Source organism: Pseudomonas sp. B21-041, from assembly GCF_024748675.1.
In the GTDB taxonomy this organism is placed as follows: domain Bacteria; phylum Pseudomonadota; class Gammaproteobacteria; order Pseudomonadales; family Pseudomonadaceae; genus Aquipseudomonas; species Aquipseudomonas neuropathica.
Genome location: NZ_CP087175.1, coordinates 1,447,822 through 1,467,313, shown reverse-complemented (window position 1 = coordinate 1,467,313; position 19,492 = coordinate 1,447,822). Strand labels below are relative to the sequence as shown.

The following is a 19,492-nucleotide window of genomic DNA, read 5'->3' as shown; positions in this document are numbered from 1 at the left end:
TACAGTTGGAATGCGTCCCCCTGTAGGAGTGAGCCTGCTCGCGATAGCGGCTATGCAGTCGCCGCAGCCACTTCTGGCTCAACCACCGCCACCAACCCCGCCTTCATCCGCTGCGCATCGCGGACAAAACACCGCGCCGCCAGAAACAGAAAGACCATGGTCAAAAACAGCGCCACCGGAATCAGGTACATCGCATCATGCAGCCCGACTGCCTTGAACGCTTCGGTCATCTGCTCCGCCCCCGCCGCCAGCATCGCCGTGTGCGCAAAATGATCCGACAAGCCCCCCACCACCACCGGCCCCAGACCACCGCCCAGCAGATACAACCCGGCAAAGAACAACGCCATCGCCGTCGCTCGCAGGCGCGGTTCGACCACGTCCTGAATCGCCGTATAAACGCAGGTGTAGAAGTTGTAGGCGAACAGCCAGCCGACGCTGAACACCGCCACGAATACACCGATCTCGATACGCCCGGCGTGCAGCGCCCACGCCGTGCACAGCGTTGAAATGATCAGGCTGAACGCGGCAAACAACAGTCTCCCGTTGGCCACACGCTGGTGAATTTTGTCGGCAATCCAGCCGCCCAGGGTCAAGCCGACCAGCCCGGTCACGCCAACGATAACTCCGGTGGCCACCGCCGCTTCCTGCAACGGCATGAGGAAATAGCGTTGCAGCATCGGCACCAAAAACGAGTTACAGGCATACGTCGCAAAGTTGAAGCACAACCCGGCCATCACCAGCCAGAGAAAAGTCGGCACCGCCAGAATCCGCCGGATCGGCTTGTCGACCTTTTCTTGCGAAACCTGCACGGTTTCCGCCGCCCCGCGCTTCGGCTCTTTAATGAAGAACATGAAAATCGCTAGGATCAGCCCTGGTACTGCGGCAATAAAGAACGGCGCACGCCAGCTGTCGAACGCCTTGACCATCGCCCCGATGGTGAAAAACGCCAACAACAGCCCTAACGGCAAACCGAGCATGAATATGCCCATCGCCCGCGCCCGACGATGGGCAGGAAACAAATCACCGATCAGCGAGTTGGCCGCCGGCGCATAACTGGCTTCACCGATGCCGATGCCCATGCGCACGATCAGGAAGCTCCAGAAACTGCCGACCAGGCCATTGACTGCCGTCAGCGCACTCCACGTCGCCAGGCCCCAGCCCATCAGCTTGCTGCGCGAACCGGTATCGGCCATCCGCCCCAGCGGCAGTCCGGCAATCGCGTACACAATGGTGAATGCGGTACCGACGATGCCCAGTTGAAAGTCACTGAGGTGCCATTCCATGCGGATCGGCTCGATGATGATCGCCGGAATGGTGCGGTCGAAAAAGTTGAACAGGTTGGCGAGGAACAGCAGGAACAGAATGCGCCAGGCATTCGCCGCTTGGGTCGAGTTCTGCATGGGTCCGTCTCTTTATTGTTATAGGGCTTCACTGCCACCGCATCCGAGCCCGGAACCTGCAATCTAGTCAGCCGCGCAAAGGCTGTCTGTGATCATTCGTCTGCCTGATATCGACCCATGGCACTGTAACGAAACGTAAGCCCTTGATAAGCCTGAAATCCCCCGAAAACCGGGGCTTTTGCGGCAAAACCTTGCCACAAAAAAATAGTTTCCTGCCCCCCTTCCCAAGTCTGCGGCAAAGCCTAGAATGGCCGCCGGATCCGTCCGGATCTCCCGATCAATCCCTTTGATACCCTCGCCCATGTCTGAAGTCAGTCCGTGTCTGAATTGCGGTGCCTGCTGTTCCCATTTTCGCGTGTCTTTCTTTTGGGGTGAGTGCGCATCTTCCGGCGGCACGGTGCCTGATGAACTGGTCACACAGATCAGCCCCAGCCGGGTGGCGATGAACGGCACCGACTGCAAATCGCCGCGCTGCACGGCGTTGGTCGGCGAAGTCGGCAGCGAGGTGAAGTGTTCGATTTATGAACTGCGTTCCAGCCCCTGCCGCGAATTCGAGTCGTCGTGGGAAAACGGCGAGCAGAATGTCGATTGCGATAAGGCCCGCGCGCGTTTCGGCTTGCCGCCCCTGCAACCCGATTGGGCGCAAATCCCTTTCGAACAGATCGCTTAAGCTTTTAGCGCCAATCGCTATGACGCTAATGCCAAAATCATTAGCGCCAATGTGCCACTACCGCTTGCACGCCGAAATCGGCCTCTATACTCCTGACATTCAACTGCGTTCAACGCGCACTCGGGACGACTTCAGAGACGGGGCATGCTATGGAGTGGCTTGGTTTGCAGTTTGTTGCCGAGCTGCCGGAGAGCGGGCAGGTCATCCTCGATTGCAGTCACAACCCTCTCCTGGTGATGGTTGCGTATCTGGTCGCCTGCGCAGCCAGTTTCGCCACCCTGGATATGGCTGAGCGCGTTGTAAATGCCGAAGATCCGGGATCGCGGCGGATCTGGCGCTGGATCGGCGCGACCTGCCTGGCCGGCGGCATCTGGGCCATGCATTTTATCGGCATGCTGGCTTTCCAGACACCGATCGACATTCAGTACGACCTTGGTATCACCCTTTTCTCGTTGCTGATCGCCCTGCTCGCCTCTTGGCTGGCCATGCAAACTTTGAGCGAAGCGCAGCCGAGTGCGTTGCATTGCTTGAAAACCGCGTTTGTCATCGGCCTGGGCATCGCCGGCATGCATTACGTTGGCATGGCGGCGATGAAGTCGAGCGCCACCGCCTACTATCAGCCAGGACTGTTCGCACTGTCTGTGGCGATCGCCATCGGCGCCAGTTTCGCCGCGCTGTGTGTGGCCCGCTATCTGAGCGAAGGCAGCGGCGTGGCGCATCAGTTGCTCAAGTACGGCGCTGCGCTGATTCTCGGCGCTGGCATCATCAGCATGCATTTCACCGGCATGGCTGCGCTGGATCTGGTTCTTCCCGAGGGAGGCCTGACAGCGAGCGGCGGCGATAACGGGCATCTGCAACTGGGCCTGACCGTGGCGCTGATCATCCTGCTGATCCTTGGCAGTGCGATCAGTGCGGCGCTGGCCGACAAGAAACTGCAGAACAAAGAAGAGGACCTGCGCCGCGTCAACGCCCTGCTCAGCCAGCTCGATCAGGCGCGCATGTCGCTGCAACAAGCGGCCAACTACGACGCCCTGACCAACCTGATCAACCGCCGCGGGTTCAACCAGATCTTCGCCGAGAAACTCTGCCAGAAAGCCACCGAGGGCGGCATGCTCGCGGTGATGTTTCTCGACATCGACCACTTCAAGCGGATCAACGACAGCCTCGGCCATGACGCCGGTGACGAACTGCTCAAAGTCATCGCCCAGCACATCAAAGGCTCGGTGCGCAGCCATGAAGACGTGGTCGCGCGTTTCGGCGGCGACGAGTTCTGCATCCTCATCAATCTGCGTGACCGCGAAGAAGCCCGCAACATGGCCCAGCGCATCATGCTCAAGATGAAGGAGCCGATCGAACTGGCCGGACGCCGCATGGTGATGACCACCAGCATCGGCATCAGTCTGTTTCCGGAGGATGGCAGCACCTGCGAAGAATTGCTCAAACACGCGGATCTGGCGCTGTATCAATCCAAAGGCGCGGGGCGCAACGGCCTGCATTTTTTCAGTTCCAACCTCAAGACCCGCGCCAGCTTCGAGCTGCAACTGGAAGAAGAATTGCGCCACGCTTTGCGCGAAGAAAACGGCCTGACGCTGTATTACCAACCAATCTTCGAACTGAAGACCGGCCGCGTCACCAAGCTTGAAGCACTGATCCGCTGGCAGCATCCACTGCACGGGTTGCTGACCCCGGATCGCTTTATCTCTATCGCCGAAAATAATGGCCTGATTGCCGAACTGGATAATTGGGTGCTGCGCCGGGCCTGCAAGGATCTGGGCGAACTCTCGCGGCATGGCTGCGAAGAACTGAAAATTGCCTGGAACTGCTCTCCGCTCAACCTCACCCGGGAAGAACTGGCCACGGAAATCGAAAGCGCATTACGCACCGCCGGGGTGGCGCCGGGACGGCTGGAACTGGAAGTCACCGAAAACGCGTTGATGGGCAACATTGCCAACACCCTGGTGCTGCTGCGTCAGATTCGTGCGCTCGGTGTGTCGTTGTCGATCGACGACTTCGGCACCGGTTATTCCTCGCTGGCCTACCTCAAACGCCTGCCGCTCAACACCCTGAAAATCGACCGCTCGTTTATCCTCGACATTCCCACGGCGACCGCCGACATGGAGATCGTCCAGGCGATCATCGTTATGGCGCACACCCTGCATTTACAGGTGGTGACCGAAGGCGTGGAAAGTCTGGAGCAGTACGAATTCCTTGAACGCTCGGGCTGCGATTTCATCCAGGGTTACCTGCTCAGTCGCCCCGTGCCGCTGGACGAGTTGCGCCCGGTGCTGGAAGAAATCAATCAGCGCAAGCATTCACACACGGTCAATCCGCTGATTCTGGCGCGCGGTACATTTGCACCAGTGTCGCTGGATCCTGCGCCAAATAGCCTTGCGCCCCATGCAGACGCATCAGTTGTGCGGCCAATCCGCTGATCGGCGTCGCCGAACCCTGTTCGCGGGAGAATTTGACGGCGGTGTCGAGATCCTTGAGCAATGTGCGCACGTGCCATTTGATCGGTTCGAAACGGCTGTCAGCCATTTGCGGGGCGAGGATCTGCAACGGTTTGGAGTCGGCAAAACCACCGGCCAGCGCTTCGGCGATCAGGCTCGCATCGACCCCCGCTTGCTCGGCGAGCGCCACCACCTCGGCAATCACCAGCGCGTTGCAGGCGACGATCATCTGATTGCAGGCCTTGGTCACCTGCCCCGCACCGATGCCGCCCATGTGCGTGACGCGCTGACCGAGATTGAGCAACACCGGGCGCACCCGCTCAAGATCCGCAGCGTCACCACCGACCATGATTGCCAGACTGCCCGCCTCGGCACCCACCACGCCACCGGACACCGGTGAGTCCAACCAGGCCATGCCGGTTTTCTCCGCCAGTTCTGTGGCCATCTCGCGCGTGGCGGTTGGCTCAAGACTGGAAAAATCCACCAGCAACTGGCCTCTCTTCGCGCCTTCGGCAACACCAACAGGGCCAAACACCACCTCGCGAACCACCGCCGTATCGGCCAGACACAGCATCACCACGTCAGCGTGTTCGCACAGTTCAGCGGGGCTCGCTACCTGTCGCGCGCCGGCCTCGACCAATGGCGCGCACTTGGCCGGGTTGCGGTTCCACACGGTCAGCGGATAACCCGCCTCCAACAAACGCCGGCACATGGGCAGGCCCATCAGACCGATTCCGGCGAACCCCAACGAAGGTAGCGTTGACATCATTTTGCCTCTTTTCGATTAAAGATCGCCGAATAATGGCCGATTCATCAACGATCAGGAAAGGATTCCCCCCAGCGACAGTCAGGCCAAAAACCTGATGCTCGGGCTCAATTCGCGCACAAAGACGCGAGATCTTATTCCGTGAGGTTCGCAGGCAAAAGCCCACGAGCCAACCCAGTCCAGGTATATGGCGCACAATGACTTCTAAAAACAATCCCGCCACTGCGGTATCCGATCTGACTTTGAGCCCCGCCGCCAACAGCCCGTCACCGTCGAAGCCATTGCTGCCGTCGCGCCCGCTGTCGACTCAGCAATACCTGTACTTCACCGAAACCAATACCGACCGCATCCTCGACAACCTCGACGGTTTGCGTGATCTGGTGTTCCCGCGCCCGCCGCACCTGGAAGGCGATAACGAACAGCACAACGACCAGGAATTCCCGTCTGTGTGCCTGATCGGCCTCGGTCGCTGCGGCTCCAACATCGCGCTCGATGTCGCGGAGCTGGTGTACAACGCGCGCAAGTTTTACCTCAACGAATTCAACAACGAAGACCGCGCGGCAGATCGGCGTCTGGCCGACAAGGGCTACAGCCCGGCCCAGTGGATCAAGAACAACCTGCGGATCGGCCCGAACAAATCGACCAAACCGGTGTTCCTGGTCGAACCGCTGGTGATGCTCGGCGACCTCGACAAGGACATCGCCGGGCGCATCCGTTTCTCGCGCAAGGGCGAGAAAAGCGGCTTCCTGCGCGACTACAGCAAAATGAAGATCATGGACTTGTCCGAAGTCCACGCCGGTGGCGCCGGTAACGCGCCGATCCTCGGCCAGTACCTGGCGAAGATCATCCTCAACAAGGACACCCAGCGCTTCTCTAGCCCTGACTGGAAAATGATCCATTCGTACCTGATCGACAGCTGCGGCATCAAGGCCAACCAGTCGCGCCTGTATTTCTCGATCTTCAGTGCCGGCGGCGGTACCGGTTCCGGCATGGCTTCGGAGTTCGGTCTGGCCCAACAGCACTCGTACATGAACAAGACGTTCGACACCAAGCCGATGGATGAGCATGACGGCAAGAGCGGGCATTCGTTCGTGTTCGAACCGATCTTCACCAGCGGCATCTGCGTGCTGCCGAACATCTCCGATCACCGCAGCGAAATGTCCGAGGCGCTGCACATCAACGCCGGTCGCCTGCTGTGCAAATATCTTTCGGAAGAGTGGGATTTCTCCTACAACTTCGCCAATGAAGACAGCAGCGAAGCCAGCGTCATGGGCCGTATCCGCCCTTGGAACGCGATGATGCTGATCTCCAACGACATCATGCGTTACGCCGAAGAAAGCGATGACGGCAACATCCAGAACATTGATGTCAATGCGATGGAGAAGCACGCCAATCAATACATCTCGCAGCAGATCTTCAACATTCTGACAGCGCAGGCCGTCACCACCGACTACGACCAGAACTACTTCCGCCGCGCCGGCATCGACATCGGCGAAACCATTCGCCTCGACGCCAACGACCTGTTCATGAGTCTGGCCGGCCCGGTGGCAATTGCCTACGCCGAATCGGTGGTGCCGGAAACCCCGCCACCGAGCAGCGACAAGTTCAAGGTGTTCGACAAAGAGCCGCAGCGCCTGAACATCGACGACCTGTTCTTCCGCTCGATCGACCTGCCGCACTTCAACAAAGTCACCCAGGCGATTGAAGGCATCAGTCTGTTGCCGATTGAGTCCAAGCGTTATCGCGCTTCGCTGGAGCAGTACAAGAATTCCGGCTACGACGCTGCCGCGCTGCACGACCTGCACTTCTTCAAGAACTGCTCGTCGGTGGTCTCGATTGTCTCGTTGCCGAAAGACTACAAGCTGTCGTACATGGACCTGAACCGGTTGAAGACTCACCTCAACAGCCTGTTCCCCAACACCACGCTCAAGCGTTACGCGCTGGTGATCGGCGCCTCGGCCAACCTCTCGCTGACCACCCTGATCGCGAAGAGCCCGTGCCTGTCGGATGACTTCCTGACCTTGATCGTGGCGTTTATCAAGCGCTGCTTCGCGAAGAACCCGTACCGTTTCGACGAGACCCTGGACAACTCGATCCTCGATTTCATCATCAACGAAGAGTTCGACGAAGACCGCATCGACGACCTGCTCAACGAATTCGAGAACCCGGCGAAGATCCTCGACACTAACTGGTATGCAATAAAACCGATGTACGAGAAGAAGTACCGCGAGTTGATCAACGACAAAGAGAAGTTTGTCTCGATCAACGACATTCGTTTGTCGCGTGATTGCGTGAAGAAGTCGATCAAGTACCTGCGCGAGATTTACCGTCACCGGATTGGCAAGACCAAGGTTATTTCCCTCAATAACCATACCGGCAAGTCGTTCTCGGTCTGATCTGATCTGATCTGAGAACGAGTCGCCCCATTCGCGAGCAGGCTCGCTCCCACAGGGGAATACATTCCAAATGTGGGAGCGAGCCTGCTCGCGAAGAGGCCTTCAAATTCACTGAAGATTTCGGCCTTTCCAATATCCAGAAACAATTAAGCAGCCGTTAGGCTGCTTACTAAACTGTTCCCGTTACGTTTACGTCACCGTGAGCCCGCCTGCGCTTGTGGTGTTTCTCTACGGCAACGTGCCATCACGCTACTCCGCTACACACTTTTCGCTGATGGCTGGTCGCACTATCACGGTGCGACGTCAGCAGCGACTGCCCTTTCCTGGATCATAATCCACGGCGAAACCACCACCGCCCACAACGACGGATCGCGCTCGAAAAGATCCAGCGCCCGCGTTTCAGACAGCTTGGCGAGTCTGTCTTCGGCCAGCCAGGCAGCCACTTTCTCGCCATCATCCGACGCCACGGCCTCGGCAGCGGCGATCAAATCCAGCGCAGGGTCGACCCACAATAGGGCACCCTTGGCGAAGAACGGCTCCAACTCTTTCCAGGTAATAGATGCGGTTTCACCAAGCAGCTTGGCATAGAGGGTGCTAGGTTCTTGGTTCATGGGTGCTGTCCGGAAAAGAAATCGACGCGAATAATAACGTCGGTGGTCCGCCAGCAAAACCCGGTTGCAAATGGCTGCACCGAACGAAAAGAGCAGGAACGCCAGGGAATGCTGCTGATTGGGATATATGCCCACGAACGCCCCGCCGCAATTCTGTCTTTTTCATTCAAAAATGCGACACCCCGAAGTTTTGCCCCTCGGCGCCCGCTTCCCAGGCTGACAACCGGCGCTCTACACTGTACCGGTACAGTTGCCGGGGGCATTTCCGGAGGGTATCGCAAAGATATCTGACCCGGTTCTGCTGCTACGGCGCCAGAACTCAAAAAAATTACAACAGTAAGAGTGGAGCACTATGACTAAGGCTACTAAGCAGATTTCCAAACTGTTTGCCGCTATGGTTCTGGCCGGGGTTGCCAGCCATTCGTTCGCAGCTGACACCATCAAAATCGGTATCGCCGGTCCTAAAACCGGTCCTGTAGCCCAGTACGGCGACATGCAGTTCAGTGGCGCGAAAATGGCCATCGAGCAAATCAACGCCAAGGGCGGTGTCGACGGCAAGAAGCTCGAAGCCGTTGAATACGACGATGCCTGCGATCCGAAACAAGCGGTAGCGGTCGCGAACAAGGTCGTCAACGACGGCGTCAAGTTCGTGGTTGGTCACCTGTGCTCCAGCTCCACTCAACCGGCTTCGGACATCTACGAAGACGAAGGCGTGATCATGATCACCCCGGCTGCCACCAGCCCGGACATCACCGCCCGTGGTTACAAAATGATCTTCCGCACCATCGGTCTGGACAGCGCCCAGGGCCCTGCCGCCGGTAACTACATTGCCGATCACGTCAAACCGAAAATCGTTGGCGTGCTGCACGACAAACAGCAGTACGGTGAAGGCATCGCCACCGCTGTGAAATCGACCCTCGAGAAGAAAGGCACCAAGGTTGCCGTGTTCGAAGGCGTCAACGCCGGCGACAAAGACTTCTCGGCGATCATCGCCAAACTCAAACAAGCCAACGTCGACTTCGTTTACTACGGCGGCTACCACCCGGAGCTGGGTCTGATCCTGCGTCAAGCCCAGGAAAAAGGCCTGAAAGCCAAGTTCATGGGTCCGGAAGGCGTGGGTAACGACTCGATCACCCAGATCGCCAAAGACGCGGCCGAAGGCCTGCTGGTGACCCTGCCGAAATCCTTCGACCAGGATCCAGCCAACATTGCCCTGGCTGATGCTTTCAAGGCGAAGAAAGAAGATCCGAGCGGCCCGTTCGTGTTCCCTTCCTACTCGGCGGTTGAAGTGATTGCCGAAGGCATCAAGGCAGCCAAGTCCGAAGACGCGACCAAAGTGGCTGAAGCCATTCATGCCGGTACCTTCAAGACGCCTACTGGCGACCTGAGCTTCGACGCCAAGGGCGACTTGAAAGACTTCAAATTCGTAGTCTACGAGTGGCACAACGGCAAGCCGAAAACCGAAGTGTCACCTCAGTAAGGCGCTGCCTGACTGACTGCCAATAAAGCCCACGGCGTGCCGTGGGCTTTGTTTTACGAATGTATTGGGCCGCGCTGGCGTGATCCGCCAGTCTCCCCACCTGAAAATCTCAAAACCGTCATCAGCGGTTCGCTGGCAAAACCCGGATTCGAAGTGGATAAAGATCCACGGGGCCGGGCGGGAAAATGACTCCACCAGTGAAATGCGTATCAGGTTTTTAGGAGCGCTGTAATGCCTGACATCTATCACTTCTTCCAACAGCTGGTTAACGGCCTGAACGTTGGCAGCATGTATGCCCTGATCGCCATCGGCTACACGATGGTCTACGGCATCATTGGAATGATCAACTTCGCCCACGGCGAGGTGTACATGATCGGTTCCTACGTGGCGTTCATCGCCATCGCCGGGCTGACCATGATGGGACTCGACAGTGTCCCGCTGTTGATGACCGCAGCGTTTATCGCCAGCATCGTCGTCACCAGTTCCTACGGTTACAGCATCGAACGCATTGCCTACCGCCCGTTGCGCGGCAGCAACCGTCTGATCCCGCTGATTTCCGCAATCGGTATGTCGATCTTCCTGCAGAACACCGTTCTGCTGGCGCAAGACTCCAAGGACAAAGCTATCCCCAACCTGATTCCGGGCAACATTGCCTTCGGCCCAGGTGGCGCACAAGAAGTGCTGATTTCCTACATGCAGATCGTGGTGTTCGTGGTGACCCTGATCGCCATGCTCGGCCTGACCCTGTTCATCTCCCGCTCTCGCCTGGGTCGCGCCTGCCGCGCCTGCGCCGAAGACATCAAGATGGCCAACCTGCTCGGCATCAACACCAACAACATCATTGCCCTGACCTTCGTCATCGGTGCCGCGCTGGCGGCCGTTGCGGCTGTGCTGCTGAGCATGCAGTACGGCGTAATCAACCCGAACGCCGGTTTCCTCGTCGGCCTCAAAGCCTTCACCGCAGCGGTACTGGGCGGTATCGGCAGCATCCCCGGCGCCATGCTCGGCGGGCTGGTGCTTGGGGTGGCGGAAGCCTTTGGTGCCGATATCTTCGGCGACCAGTACAAGGACGTCGTGGCTTTCGGCTTGTTGGTTCTGGTGCTGTTGTTCCGTCCGACCGGCATTCTGGGCCGTCCGGAGGTTGAGAAAGTATGACTAGGAATCTTAAACAGGCGCTGTTCAGCGCTTTGCTGGTGTGGGCCGTGGCCTACCCGGTACTCGGTCTGAAACTGACCATCGTCGGCATCAACCTGGAAGTGCACAACACCAGCCCGGCCGTGCTGGCGACCATCGCCATCTGCTCGGTACTGATGTTCCTGCGCGTGCTGTTCAATCAGCAGATCAGCAAGGCCTGGCGATCCTCGCCGGGCTTGCCGCTGATTCCGGCCAAGGCCAGCAACTTCCTGACCCTGCCGACCACCCAGCGCTATTTCATCATTGCGCTGATCCTGGTGGCGCTGGTGTGGCCGTTCTTCGGCTCGCGTGGCGCGGTGGACATCGCGACGCTGATCCTGATCTACGTGATGCTCGGCCTCGGCCTGAACATCGTCGTCGGTCTGGCCGGTCTGCTTGACCTCGGTTACGTCGGCTTCTACGCCGTCGGCGCCTACAGCTACGCGCTGCTGTCGCACTACTACGGCCTGAGCTTCTGGATCTGCCTGCCGATTGCCGGCCTGATGGCGGCGACGTTCGGTTTCCTGCTGGGCTTCCCGGTGCTGCGTTTGCGCGGTGACTATCTAGCGATCGTAACCCTCGGCTTCGGCGAGATCATCCGTCTGTTCCTGCGTAACCTGACCGACATCACCGGTGGCCCGAACGGCATCAGCAACATCGAGAAACCGACGTTCTTCGGCCTGACCTTCGAACGTAAGGCCGCGGAAGGCATGCAAACCTTCCACGAGTATTTCGGTCTGCAATACAACTCGATCAACAAGGTGATCTTCCTGTACCTCGTTGCCCTGTTGCTGGCACTGGCCGCACTGTTCGTCATCAACCGCCTGCTGCGCATGCCGATCGGCCGTGCCTGGGAAGCGCTGCGTGAAGACGAAATCGCCTGCCGTGCGCTGGGGCTGAATCCGACGATCATCAAGCTGTCCGCCTTCACCCTCGGCGCTGCGTTCGCCGGTTTCGCCGGTAGCTTCTTCGCTGCACGTCAGGGTCTGGTGACGCCGGAGTCGTTCACCTTCATCGAGTCGGCGATCATCCTCGCCATCGTCGTGCTGGGTGGCATGGGCTCGCAACTGGGCGTGATTCTCGCGGCCGTGGTGATGATCCTGTTGCCGGAAATGATGCGTGAGTTCAGTGAGTACCGCATGTTGATGTTCGGTGCCCTGATGGTGTTGATGATGATCTGGCGTCCACAAGGTCTGCTGCCGATGCAACGCCCACACATGGAGTTGCGAAAATGAGCCGCGAGATCCTTAAAGTCGAAAACCTGAGCATGCGCTTCGGCGGCTTGCTGGCGGTCAACGGTGTGGCCCTGACCGTCAAAGAAAAACAAGTGGTTGCATTGATCGGGCCGAACGGCGCGGGCAAGACCACTGTGTTCAACTGCCTGACCGGTTTCTATCAGCCCACCGGCGGCAGCATCCTGCTGGACGGCGAGCCGATCCAAGGCCTGCCGGGCCACAAGATCGCCCTCAAAGGCGTGGTGCGCACCTTCCAGAACGTGCGTTTGTTCAAGGACATGACGGCGGTCGAAAACTTGTTGATCGCCCAGCACCGTCACCTGAACACCAACTTCCTGGCCGGTCTGTTCAAGACCCCGGCGTTTCGCAAAAGCGAGCGCGAGGCCATGGAATTTGCCGAGTACTGGCTGGAAAAGGTCAACCTCAAAGAGTTCGCCAACCGTACCGCCGGCACCCTGGCCTACGGTCAGCAACGGCGTCTGGAAATCGCTCGCTGCATGATGACCCGTCCACGGATCCTCATGCTCGACGAACCGGCGGCCGGTCTGAACCCGAAGGAAACCGAAGACCTCAAGGCGCTGATCGGCGTGCTGCGTGAAGAGCACAACGTCACCGTGCTGTTGATCGAACACGACATGAAACTGGTCATGAGCATTTCCGACCACATCGTCGTGATCAACCAAGGCACGCCTCTGGCCGACGGCACACCGGAACAGATCCGCGACAATCCTGAAGTGATCAAAGCCTACCTGGGGGAAGCGTAAATGCTGCAGTTCGAAAACGTTTCCACCTTCTACGGCAAGATCCAGGCCCTGCACAGCGTCAACGTCGAAGTCCGTCAGGGCGAGATCGTGACCCTGATCGGCGCCAACGGTGCCGGCAAGTCCACGCTGCTGATGACGCTCTGCGGTTCGCCGCAAGCGCATAGCGGCAGCATCCGCTACATGGGTGAGGAACTGGTCGGCCAGGACTCGTCGCAGATCATGCGCAAGAGCATCGCGGTGGTGCCGGAAGGTCGTCGGGTATTCGCCCGTCTGACCGTTGAAGAAAACCTCTCCATGGGCGGCTTCTTCACCGACAAGGGCGACTATCAGGAACAAATGGACAAGGTCCTCGGCCTGTTCCCGCGCCTGAAAGAACGCTTCAACCAGCGCGGCGGCACCATGTCCGGCGGCGAACAGCAAATGCTCGCCATCGGCCGTGCGCTGATGAGCAAGCCAAAACTGCTGCTGCTTGACGAGCCGTCGCTGGGCCTGGCACCGATCATCATCCAGCAGATTTTCGACATCATCGAAATGCTGCGCAAGGATGGTGTGACGGTGTTCCTGGTCGAGCAGAACGCCAACCAGGCGCTGAAAATCGCTGACCGCGCCTACGTTCTGGAGAACGGCCGTGTGGTCATGCAAGGCACCGGTGAAGCGCTGCTGACCGACCCGAAAGTACGCGAGGCGTACCTCGGCGGTTGATGTGTTTCGCCCAACAAAAAAACGGCCTTCGGGCCGTTTTTTTTGTGCCTGGCATTCCTCCCTTGGGGACCGGACTTTGGCGGTTCATAACAGGCTGCCATGTTTTACTGATCATTGACGTTTTCTTCGCGTAGATAATTGATCACGTCCTGCACCGTTGTAAAAGCCATGGATTCATACTCCGGGATCTCCATACCAAACTCATTCACAATCACCATCATCAAATAAAGCTTGTCCACGTCGTCCAACCCCAGATCACCGACGAAGCTGCTTTCATTTTTGACTTGGTCCTCATTGATTTCAAAATAATCAGCGACAAACTTTCTCACTTGTTGCTCTACATCGTCCATTTCCAACACCTCACTTTTCATTGAAGGTTCCTGCCGCGAGGAAACGTCCCGAATCAGGGGGCAACTCTTGATCCCAGCGTCTGATTCGCAGAAATAACACCCGTCGCCTGCAGCAAATCACTCACCGCGTGCAAGACACCAAAATCTTCAAGAGTGGCTTTTTTATTCAGAATGCGACGCAGGCAAAAATAGATCTGCAGTTCACCAAATGCAGCGCCGTCATTAACAACCTTTTCATCCAGGATGATATTGGCCTTCTCGTCGATCCTGGCTTGCACGAGCTTTTTCAATTCGGACAAATTCATGGTCTTTCTCCCTGATGTGTACCGCCACAAGCCCAATATACTCAGTCGAAAAACCCTGCCAACTGTCAGAAATGACAGTTTTTAATAACCGTTCACGATAACCATTATTCAATTCCCTCGGGCTATCTCTGCTCCCACCGGCGACGTGCGTTGGTTCTTTTGGAAAAGATTTGAGCGTTGCTGTAACGCATCGCAGTGAGCGTTCTCTAGAGGGGTAAGCAAGCACAAACCGCTTGTAAAAACCCTGAACAAGACTGGAGAAACATCATGACTGCTACCACTCGCACCCTGTCCGCCACTGCCCTGGTTCTGGCCCTCGGTTCTGCCCTGAGCATGGCTGCTGTATCGACCGTCCACGCCGCTGACGCCGACATGGAAAAATGCTTCGGCGTGGCCATGAAAGGTCACAACGATTGCGCCGCAGGCGCAGGCACCACTTGTGCCGGCACGTCGAAAACGGACTACCAAGCCAACGCCTGGAAACTCGTTCCGAAAGGCACCTGCGCCACCACCGAGAGCAAGACCTCGCCGACCGGTTTCGGTCAGATGGAAGCGTTCAAAGCCAAGTCCTGATCCGCGAACTGCCTGAGTGACGATCATGCTCACCCTCAATGACCATGCCCAACCCCGCACTCAGGCAGCCCTCTCCGGGCTCCCGCCCCGTGCCGGGCTGGGACTCAAGACCGGGCACTTTCGTGAAGTGCTCGGCTCACAACCGGACATCGGCTTCTTCGAAGTCCACGCCGAAAACTACATGGTGGCCGGCGGTCCGTTTCATCATTTTCTCGGTTTGATCCGCGAGCAGTATCCGCTGTCGCTGCACGGTGTCGGCTTGTCCATCGGTGCTGAAGAGCCGCTGGATGAACAGCACCTCAAGCGCCTCGCCGAACTGATTCGGCGCTATCAACCTCAATCCTTTTCCGAGCATCTGGCCTGGTCGAGCCACGGCCCGGTGTTTCTCAATGACCTGCTGCCACTGGCCTATGACACGCCGACGCTGAACCGCGTCTGCGAACATATCGATCAGGTGCAGAACACCCTCCAACGACCCATGCTGCTGGAGAATCCGGCAACCTATCTGGCGTTCGAGCGCTCGACGATCGATGAGGCAGACTTCATCGCAGAGGTCATTCGCCGCTGCGGCTGTGGCCTGTTGCTCGACGTCAACAATGTCTACGTTTCCTGTGTGAACCATCAGCGTGATCCGCTGGCGTATCTCGATGCCCTGCCCCTGCACAGGGTTGGCGAGATTCATCTGGCCGGTTTTGCCGAAGATAGCGACAGCCTCGGCGACCGTTTGCTGATCGATGATCACGGCGCGCCGATCGATCAAGCCGTCTGGGGTTTGTACCGGCAAGTGCTGCAGCGCACCGGCCCGGTGGCGACATTGATCGAACGCGACAATCAAGTGCCGGCGTTCACGGTGCTGCTGTCCGAGGCGCAACAGGCTGATGCGCTTTTGCGCGATGCCGGAGGCCGCACATGAGCACTCAACGCGCTTTCGCGGCTGCGCTCATCGACACGCGGCTGCCCTGCCCCGAAGGTCTGTGCAGTGCCAACGGCGCTGATCCGGCGAGCCGTTTCGCGGTGTATCGCAACAACGTGCAGGGCTCGCTGAGCAATGCGTTGGGCGACAGCTATCCGGTGGTTGCGCAATTGGTGGGCGAAGAATTCTTCCGCGCCATGGCGGCCGTTTTCGTACAACAGCAACCGCCGCAAAGTCGGTTGATGAGCCGCTACGGCGAACAATTGGCGGACTTCATTGCAGCGTTTGAACCGGCCGGCAGCGTGCCTTATCTGGCCGACGTGGCGCGCCTTGAGCACCTGCGCACCCTCGCCTATCACGCCGCCGACGCCCTGCCCGTCCGGCCAGAAGAAATCACGGCAGCACTGACTGATGCGCAAACGCTGAGTGAGCTGCGCCTCGACCTTCATCCCTCCCTGCACCTGCTCGACTCAACCTATGCCGTGGTGGCGATCTGGGGCGCACATCAACACGACGCGACACTGGAGGGCATCGACATCAACCAAAGGCAACACGCGCTGGTATTGCGCAATGGCCTGGACGTCGAAGTGTTTGCCGTTGACCCCGGCGCCAGTACGTTTATCCGCAACCTGATCGATGGCCAGCCACTGCTGAAAGCGGCGGAAAACAGCCCTGAGTTCGACCTCGCGCAAACCCTTGGCTTGCTGATCGCGCACAACGCCATTACCCACTTGAATAACAAGGAACTGCCATGAAAACGCTCATCACCCGCGCCATCGCGCTGCTGGAAAAAATCCCCCACAGCCTGATCGCGTTCATTGCGCGTTTCTCGATTGCCGCGGTGTTCTGGAAATCAGGACAGACCAAGGTTGAAGGTTTGGCCATTGATTTGATTGACGGCACTTTTCAACTCGGCTGGCCACGTCTGGCCGACTCGACGATTCCGTTGTTCAAGAGCGAATACCACGTGCCGTTATTGTCGCCAGAGATTGCCGCGCACATGGCCGCGTTCGCCGAGCACTTTTTTCCGCTGCTGATTCTGATCGGCTTCGCTACGCGTTTTTCGGCGTTGGCGCTGTTGGGGATGACCCTGACCATTCAACTGTTTGTGTATCCCGATGCCTATCCGACCCACGGCACCTGGGCGGCGGTGTTGCTGTACCTGATGGCGACGGGGCCGGGCAAGTTGTCGATTGATCATCTGATCGCCCGCCATTTCGCCAACTGAACGCCGACCTGTAGGAGCTGCCGAAGGCTGCGATCCTTTGATCTTGCTTTGAAAAAAAAAATCAAAAGATCGCAGCCTTCGGCAGCTCCTACATTGGGTTTACGTTCATATGATCAGCGCTGAAGGCGATCCAGCGCCTCACCGCTGCGTCTGAACCAGCCGATCAGATAGTCAGCGAGTACTTGCGTGCGCTTCGGCAGTCCGCCCTGATACGGATGCACCAGGTACATCGGCATGCGCCGGGTCTGAAAATCGCGCAGGAGCCAGCGCAATCGACCGTCAGCCAATTCCGCTTGCAGCAAGTAGGAAGGCAGTCGCGCGATACCGGCGCCGCTAAGCGCGGCTTTCTTCAGCAAGTTGTAATGGTTGCTGGCAAACGGTCCCGACACCCGCACCCGCAGCAATTCGTGTTGCTGGTGATAAAGCCATTCCTCACGCCCGCTGTAGTGGCTGTTGAGTAAGCACCGATGCTCGGCCAGTACCTGCGGCGTCAACGGTTCACCGAAGCGTTCGAGGTAAGCAGGGCTCGCGCAGGTCATTTCCTGCCATGCCAGTAACGGTTTGGCGACCAGTCGCTCGTCGTTGGCCACTTCGCTACGGATCGCCAGATCAAACCCGTCCCGAGACAAATCGCGGTAACTGTTATTCAACTCAAGCTCGATCTGCACCTCGGGGTATTTGTGCGAGAACTCCAACAACAGACCATCAAAGAAGGTTTCGCCCAGCGACACCGGCACGGTCATACGCACCGGTCCGGCCATATCGTCCTTCAATCGCGCCAATGCCTGACGCGCTTTTTCGACCTGGACTACAAGCGCCTGCGCCTGCGGCAGTAACGCAGCGCCCGCCGCAGTCAGGCTCAAGCGCCGGGTGGTGCGTTGCAGCAACACAACGGAAAACTGCGCTTCGAGCTGGCTGATGCGTTTGGACAACTGGCCCTTGCTGCAACCCAACTGCTGCGCCGCCAAAGTGAAACTGCCCGCTTCGATCAACACCGCGAACGCCGCCAGATCATCCATTTCGCTCATGGATTGTTTCCATTTGAAAACCAAAGGTTGCCTATTAGCGCGCTTATCCACAGAAAAAACCACTCTAGACTGAAACCTCGTTCAATCACTTGAGGTACGGCACGATGAAGATTCTGTTGATAGGCGCTAGCGGCACCATTGGTTCAGCGGTGGACAAAGAACTGTCGCAACGCCATGAAGTCATCCGCATTGGCCGCACCAGCGGTGACTTGCAGGTGGATATCAGCGACAGCGCATCGATCCGCAAATTGTTCGAAAAGACCGGCAAGTTCGATGCACTGGTCTGCGCTGCCGGAAACGTGACCTTCGCACCGCTGGGTGAGATGACTGAAGACAGCTTCGCCCTCGGGCTTAAAGACAAACTGATGGGCCAAGTCAATCTGCTGCTGATCGGTCGCGAATTCGCCAATGACGGCGCGTCATTCACCTTCACCACCGGAGTGCTCAGCCACGATCCGATTCGCAGCGGTGCCTCGGCAGCGCTGGTCAACGGCGCCCTCGACAGCTTCGTCCGCGCCGCCGCGATCGAATTGCCACGCGGCCTGCGAGTGAACTCGATCAGCCCGACCGTACTGCTGGAAGCCATGGGTAGCTACGCCCCGTATTTCCGTGGTTACAAGCCGGTTCCTGCGGCGGATGTGGCGCTGGCCTACGCGAAAAGTGTCGAAGGCTTGCAGACAGGTCAGACATCTCACGTGGGCTAAACCCTTGTGATGAACGGTCAGGCTGCGTAACGTGGCGGCACTTGTCTGGAGAGCCGAAGATGCGTGTTGCCCGTTCGTTAGTCGTTATTGCCCTGCTGCCGTTGTTTGCCGCTTGCCAGTTGTTCGATGGCCAGCGAGAAAGTGCCTCGCACGTCGGGCAGACGCGGATGCAGGGGCAACTGACCGCCGCTGACGGCAAACTGGTGTTCCAGCCATGCCAGGATCAGCGCCAACTCGTCGTCAATGACATGGGTGGCACCAGCATTCTGCAGGAAGCCGCGACCCTCGCGGACGAGCAAGGCAAACTGTTTGCCGACGTTCGCGGCAAAGTCGCCGGTGATCGACTCGATCTGACGCAGCTGTATCGCGTCGAACGCTCCGGCACTGCCTGCGATGACCCCAACTTCAAACTGCTGATCCTGCGCGCCACCGGCCACGGCCCGGAATGGAACGTCAAAGTCAGCGGCAAAGGCATGGTCATCGACCGCGAAGGTCAGCCGCCACTTGCTGTGCCGTATATTGAAGATCAATTGGGCGATGGCCGCTTCAATCTGAGCAGCGAAGCCAACAACCAGCGCATCGAATTGTGGGTCGCGCCGCAACGCTGCGTCGACAGCAGCACCGGCAGCGTGCAGCACATGAGCGCCGAGTTGCGCATCGACGGCCAGGTGCAGCGTGGTTGCGGGTATTTCGGCGGATCGCGCAACGACTGAGCGTTTTAGCCTCACCGGATCCGGCCTTTGC

At 58.4% G+C, this 19,492-nt stretch carries 20 protein-coding genes; 14 read left to right on the top strand and 6 right to left on the bottom strand.

Annotated elements, in window-relative coordinates:
• Positions 1-50 precede the first annotated feature (50 nt).
• Entirely contained in the window at positions 51-1,400 is a 1,350-nt protein-coding gene (locus tag LOY43_RS06495) for an MFS transporter (protein ID WP_258709366.1), read from the bottom strand.
• A gap of 301 nt (positions 1,401-1,701) precedes the next feature.
• Here LOY43_RS06495 and LOY43_RS06490 point away from each other — a divergent pair, with 301 nt between their 5' ends.
• Both LOY43_RS06490 and LOY43_RS06485 read left to right on the top strand, forming a co-directional pair.
• Entirely contained in the window at positions 1,702-2,070 is a 369-nt protein-coding gene (locus tag LOY43_RS06490; RefSeq protein ID WP_034155003.1) for a YkgJ family cysteine cluster protein, read from the top strand.
• A 149-nt stretch (positions 2,071-2,219) separates the two neighbouring features.
• Positions 2,220-4,502, top strand: coding sequence for a bifunctional diguanylate cyclase/phosphodiesterase (locus tag LOY43_RS06485; RefSeq protein WP_258709365.1), 2,283 nt, complete (start codon positions 2,220-2,222; stop codon positions 4,500-4,502).
• Here the strand turns inward: LOY43_RS06485 and LOY43_RS06480 are convergent.
• Positions 4,393-5,289, bottom strand: coding sequence for an NAD(P)-dependent oxidoreductase (locus LOY43_RS06480; protein WP_258709364.1), 897 nt, complete (start codon positions 5,287-5,289; stop codon positions 4,393-4,395). The genes LOY43_RS06485 and LOY43_RS06480 overlap by 110 nt on opposite strands.
• 194 nt (positions 5,290-5,483) lie before the next feature.
• Here LOY43_RS06480 and LOY43_RS06475 point away from each other — a divergent pair, with 194 nt between their 5' ends.
• On the top strand, positions 5,484-7,682 hold the full coding sequence (locus tag LOY43_RS06475; RefSeq protein ID WP_095049146.1) for a hypothetical protein: 2,199 nt from the start codon (positions 5,484-5,486) through the stop codon (positions 7,680-7,682).
• Between the two features lie 290 nt (positions 7,683-7,972).
• Here the strand turns inward: LOY43_RS06475 and LOY43_RS06470 are convergent, their stop codons facing one another.
• Entirely contained in the window at positions 7,973-8,293 is a 321-nt protein-coding gene (locus tag LOY43_RS06470; protein ID WP_095125615.1) for a DUF2288 domain-containing protein, read from the bottom strand.
• Positions 8,294-8,645: 352 nt separating this feature from the next.
• Here LOY43_RS06470 and LOY43_RS06465 point away from each other — a divergent pair, with 352 nt between their 5' ends.
• The 5 genes from LOY43_RS06465 to LOY43_RS06445 all read left to right on the top strand — a co-directional run bounded on the left by LOY43_RS06465 (position 8,646) and on the right by LOY43_RS06445 (position 13,647).
• A complete protein-coding gene (locus LOY43_RS06465) occupies positions 8,646-9,773 on the top strand; it encodes a branched-chain amino acid ABC transporter substrate-binding protein (protein ID WP_016986598.1) in 1,128 nt (375 codons plus the stop codon).
• 231 nt (positions 9,774-10,004) lie between these two features.
• A complete protein-coding gene (gene livH, locus LOY43_RS06460) occupies positions 10,005-10,928 on the top strand; it encodes a high-affinity branched-chain amino acid ABC transporter permease LivH (protein ID WP_007918526.1) in 924 nt (307 codons plus the stop codon).
• A complete protein-coding gene (locus tag LOY43_RS06455; RefSeq protein WP_093438700.1) occupies positions 10,925-12,181 on the top strand; it encodes a high-affinity branched-chain amino acid ABC transporter permease LivM in 1,257 nt (418 codons plus the stop codon). Before livH ends, LOY43_RS06455 begins: the two co-directional genes overlap by 4 nt.
• Positions 12,178-12,945, top strand: a complete 768-nt coding sequence (gene livG / locus LOY43_RS06450) for a high-affinity branched-chain amino acid ABC transporter ATP-binding protein LivG (RefSeq protein ID WP_041478028.1) — start codon at positions 12,178-12,180, stop codon at positions 12,943-12,945. The genes LOY43_RS06455 and livG overlap by 4 nt, the downstream gene beginning before the upstream one ends.
• Entirely contained in the window at positions 12,946-13,647 is a 702-nt protein-coding gene (locus tag LOY43_RS06445; protein ID WP_008082262.1) for an ABC transporter ATP-binding protein, read from the top strand.
• Positions 13,648-13,751: 104 nt separating this feature from the next.
• Here LOY43_RS06445 and LOY43_RS06440 read toward each other — a convergent pair whose 3' ends face one another.
• Positions 13,752-14,018, bottom strand: coding sequence for a phosphopantetheine-binding protein (locus tag LOY43_RS06440; RefSeq protein WP_256579902.1), 267 nt, complete (start codon positions 14,016-14,018; stop codon positions 13,752-13,754).
• 32 nt (positions 14,019-14,050) lie between these two features.
• Positions 14,051-14,302, bottom strand: coding sequence for a hypothetical protein (locus LOY43_RS06435; protein ID WP_093438705.1), 252 nt, complete (start codon positions 14,300-14,302; stop codon positions 14,051-14,053).
• 267 nt (positions 14,303-14,569) lie between these two features.
• Here LOY43_RS06435 and LOY43_RS06430 point away from each other — a divergent pair, with 267 nt between their 5' ends.
• From LOY43_RS06430 to LOY43_RS06415, 4 genes are read left to right on the top strand one after another with little or no spacing between them, the layout of a single operon-like run.
• Positions 14,570-14,875, top strand: a complete 306-nt coding sequence (locus LOY43_RS06430; protein WP_095049143.1) for a DUF2282 domain-containing protein — start codon at positions 14,570-14,572, stop codon at positions 14,873-14,875.
• Positions 14,876-14,900: 25 nt separating this feature from the next.
• Complete coding sequence (locus LOY43_RS06425) at positions 14,901-15,788, top strand: DUF692 domain-containing protein (RefSeq protein ID WP_095125616.1); 888 nt, start codon at positions 14,901-14,903, stop codon at positions 15,786-15,788.
• Entirely contained in the window at positions 15,785-16,543 is a 759-nt protein-coding gene (locus LOY43_RS06420) for a DUF2063 domain-containing protein (protein WP_095049141.1), read from the top strand. The genes LOY43_RS06425 and LOY43_RS06420 overlap by 4 nt, the downstream gene beginning before the upstream one ends.
• A complete protein-coding gene (locus LOY43_RS06415) occupies positions 16,540-17,016 on the top strand; it encodes a DoxX family protein (RefSeq protein ID WP_095125618.1) in 477 nt (158 codons plus the stop codon). Before LOY43_RS06420 ends, LOY43_RS06415 begins: the two co-directional genes overlap by 4 nt.
• A gap of 113 nt (positions 17,017-17,129) precedes the next feature.
• Here LOY43_RS06415 and LOY43_RS06410 read toward each other — a convergent pair whose 3' ends face one another.
• Positions 17,130-18,044: a LysR family transcriptional regulator gene (locus tag LOY43_RS06410; RefSeq protein ID WP_258709363.1), complete on the bottom strand. Its 915-nt coding sequence runs from the start codon at positions 18,042-18,044 to the stop codon at positions 17,130-17,132.
• Positions 18,045-18,148: 104 nt separating this feature from the next.
• Between LOY43_RS06410 and LOY43_RS06405 the strand changes: the two genes are divergently transcribed.
• Both LOY43_RS06405 and LOY43_RS06400 read left to right on the top strand, forming a co-directional pair.
• The gene (locus tag LOY43_RS06405; RefSeq protein ID WP_258709362.1) at positions 18,149-18,748 is read left to right on the top strand and encodes a short chain dehydrogenase; all 600 of its coding nucleotides are present in this window, start codon (positions 18,149-18,151) and stop codon (positions 18,746-18,748) included.
• Positions 18,749-18,807: 59 nt separating this feature from the next.
• Positions 18,808-19,461 (top strand): COG3650 family protein, encoded by a 654-nt coding sequence (locus tag LOY43_RS06400; protein WP_095125620.1) that lies wholly within the window; start codon positions 18,808-18,810, stop codon positions 19,459-19,461.
• Positions 19,462-19,492 lie beyond the last annotated feature (31 nt).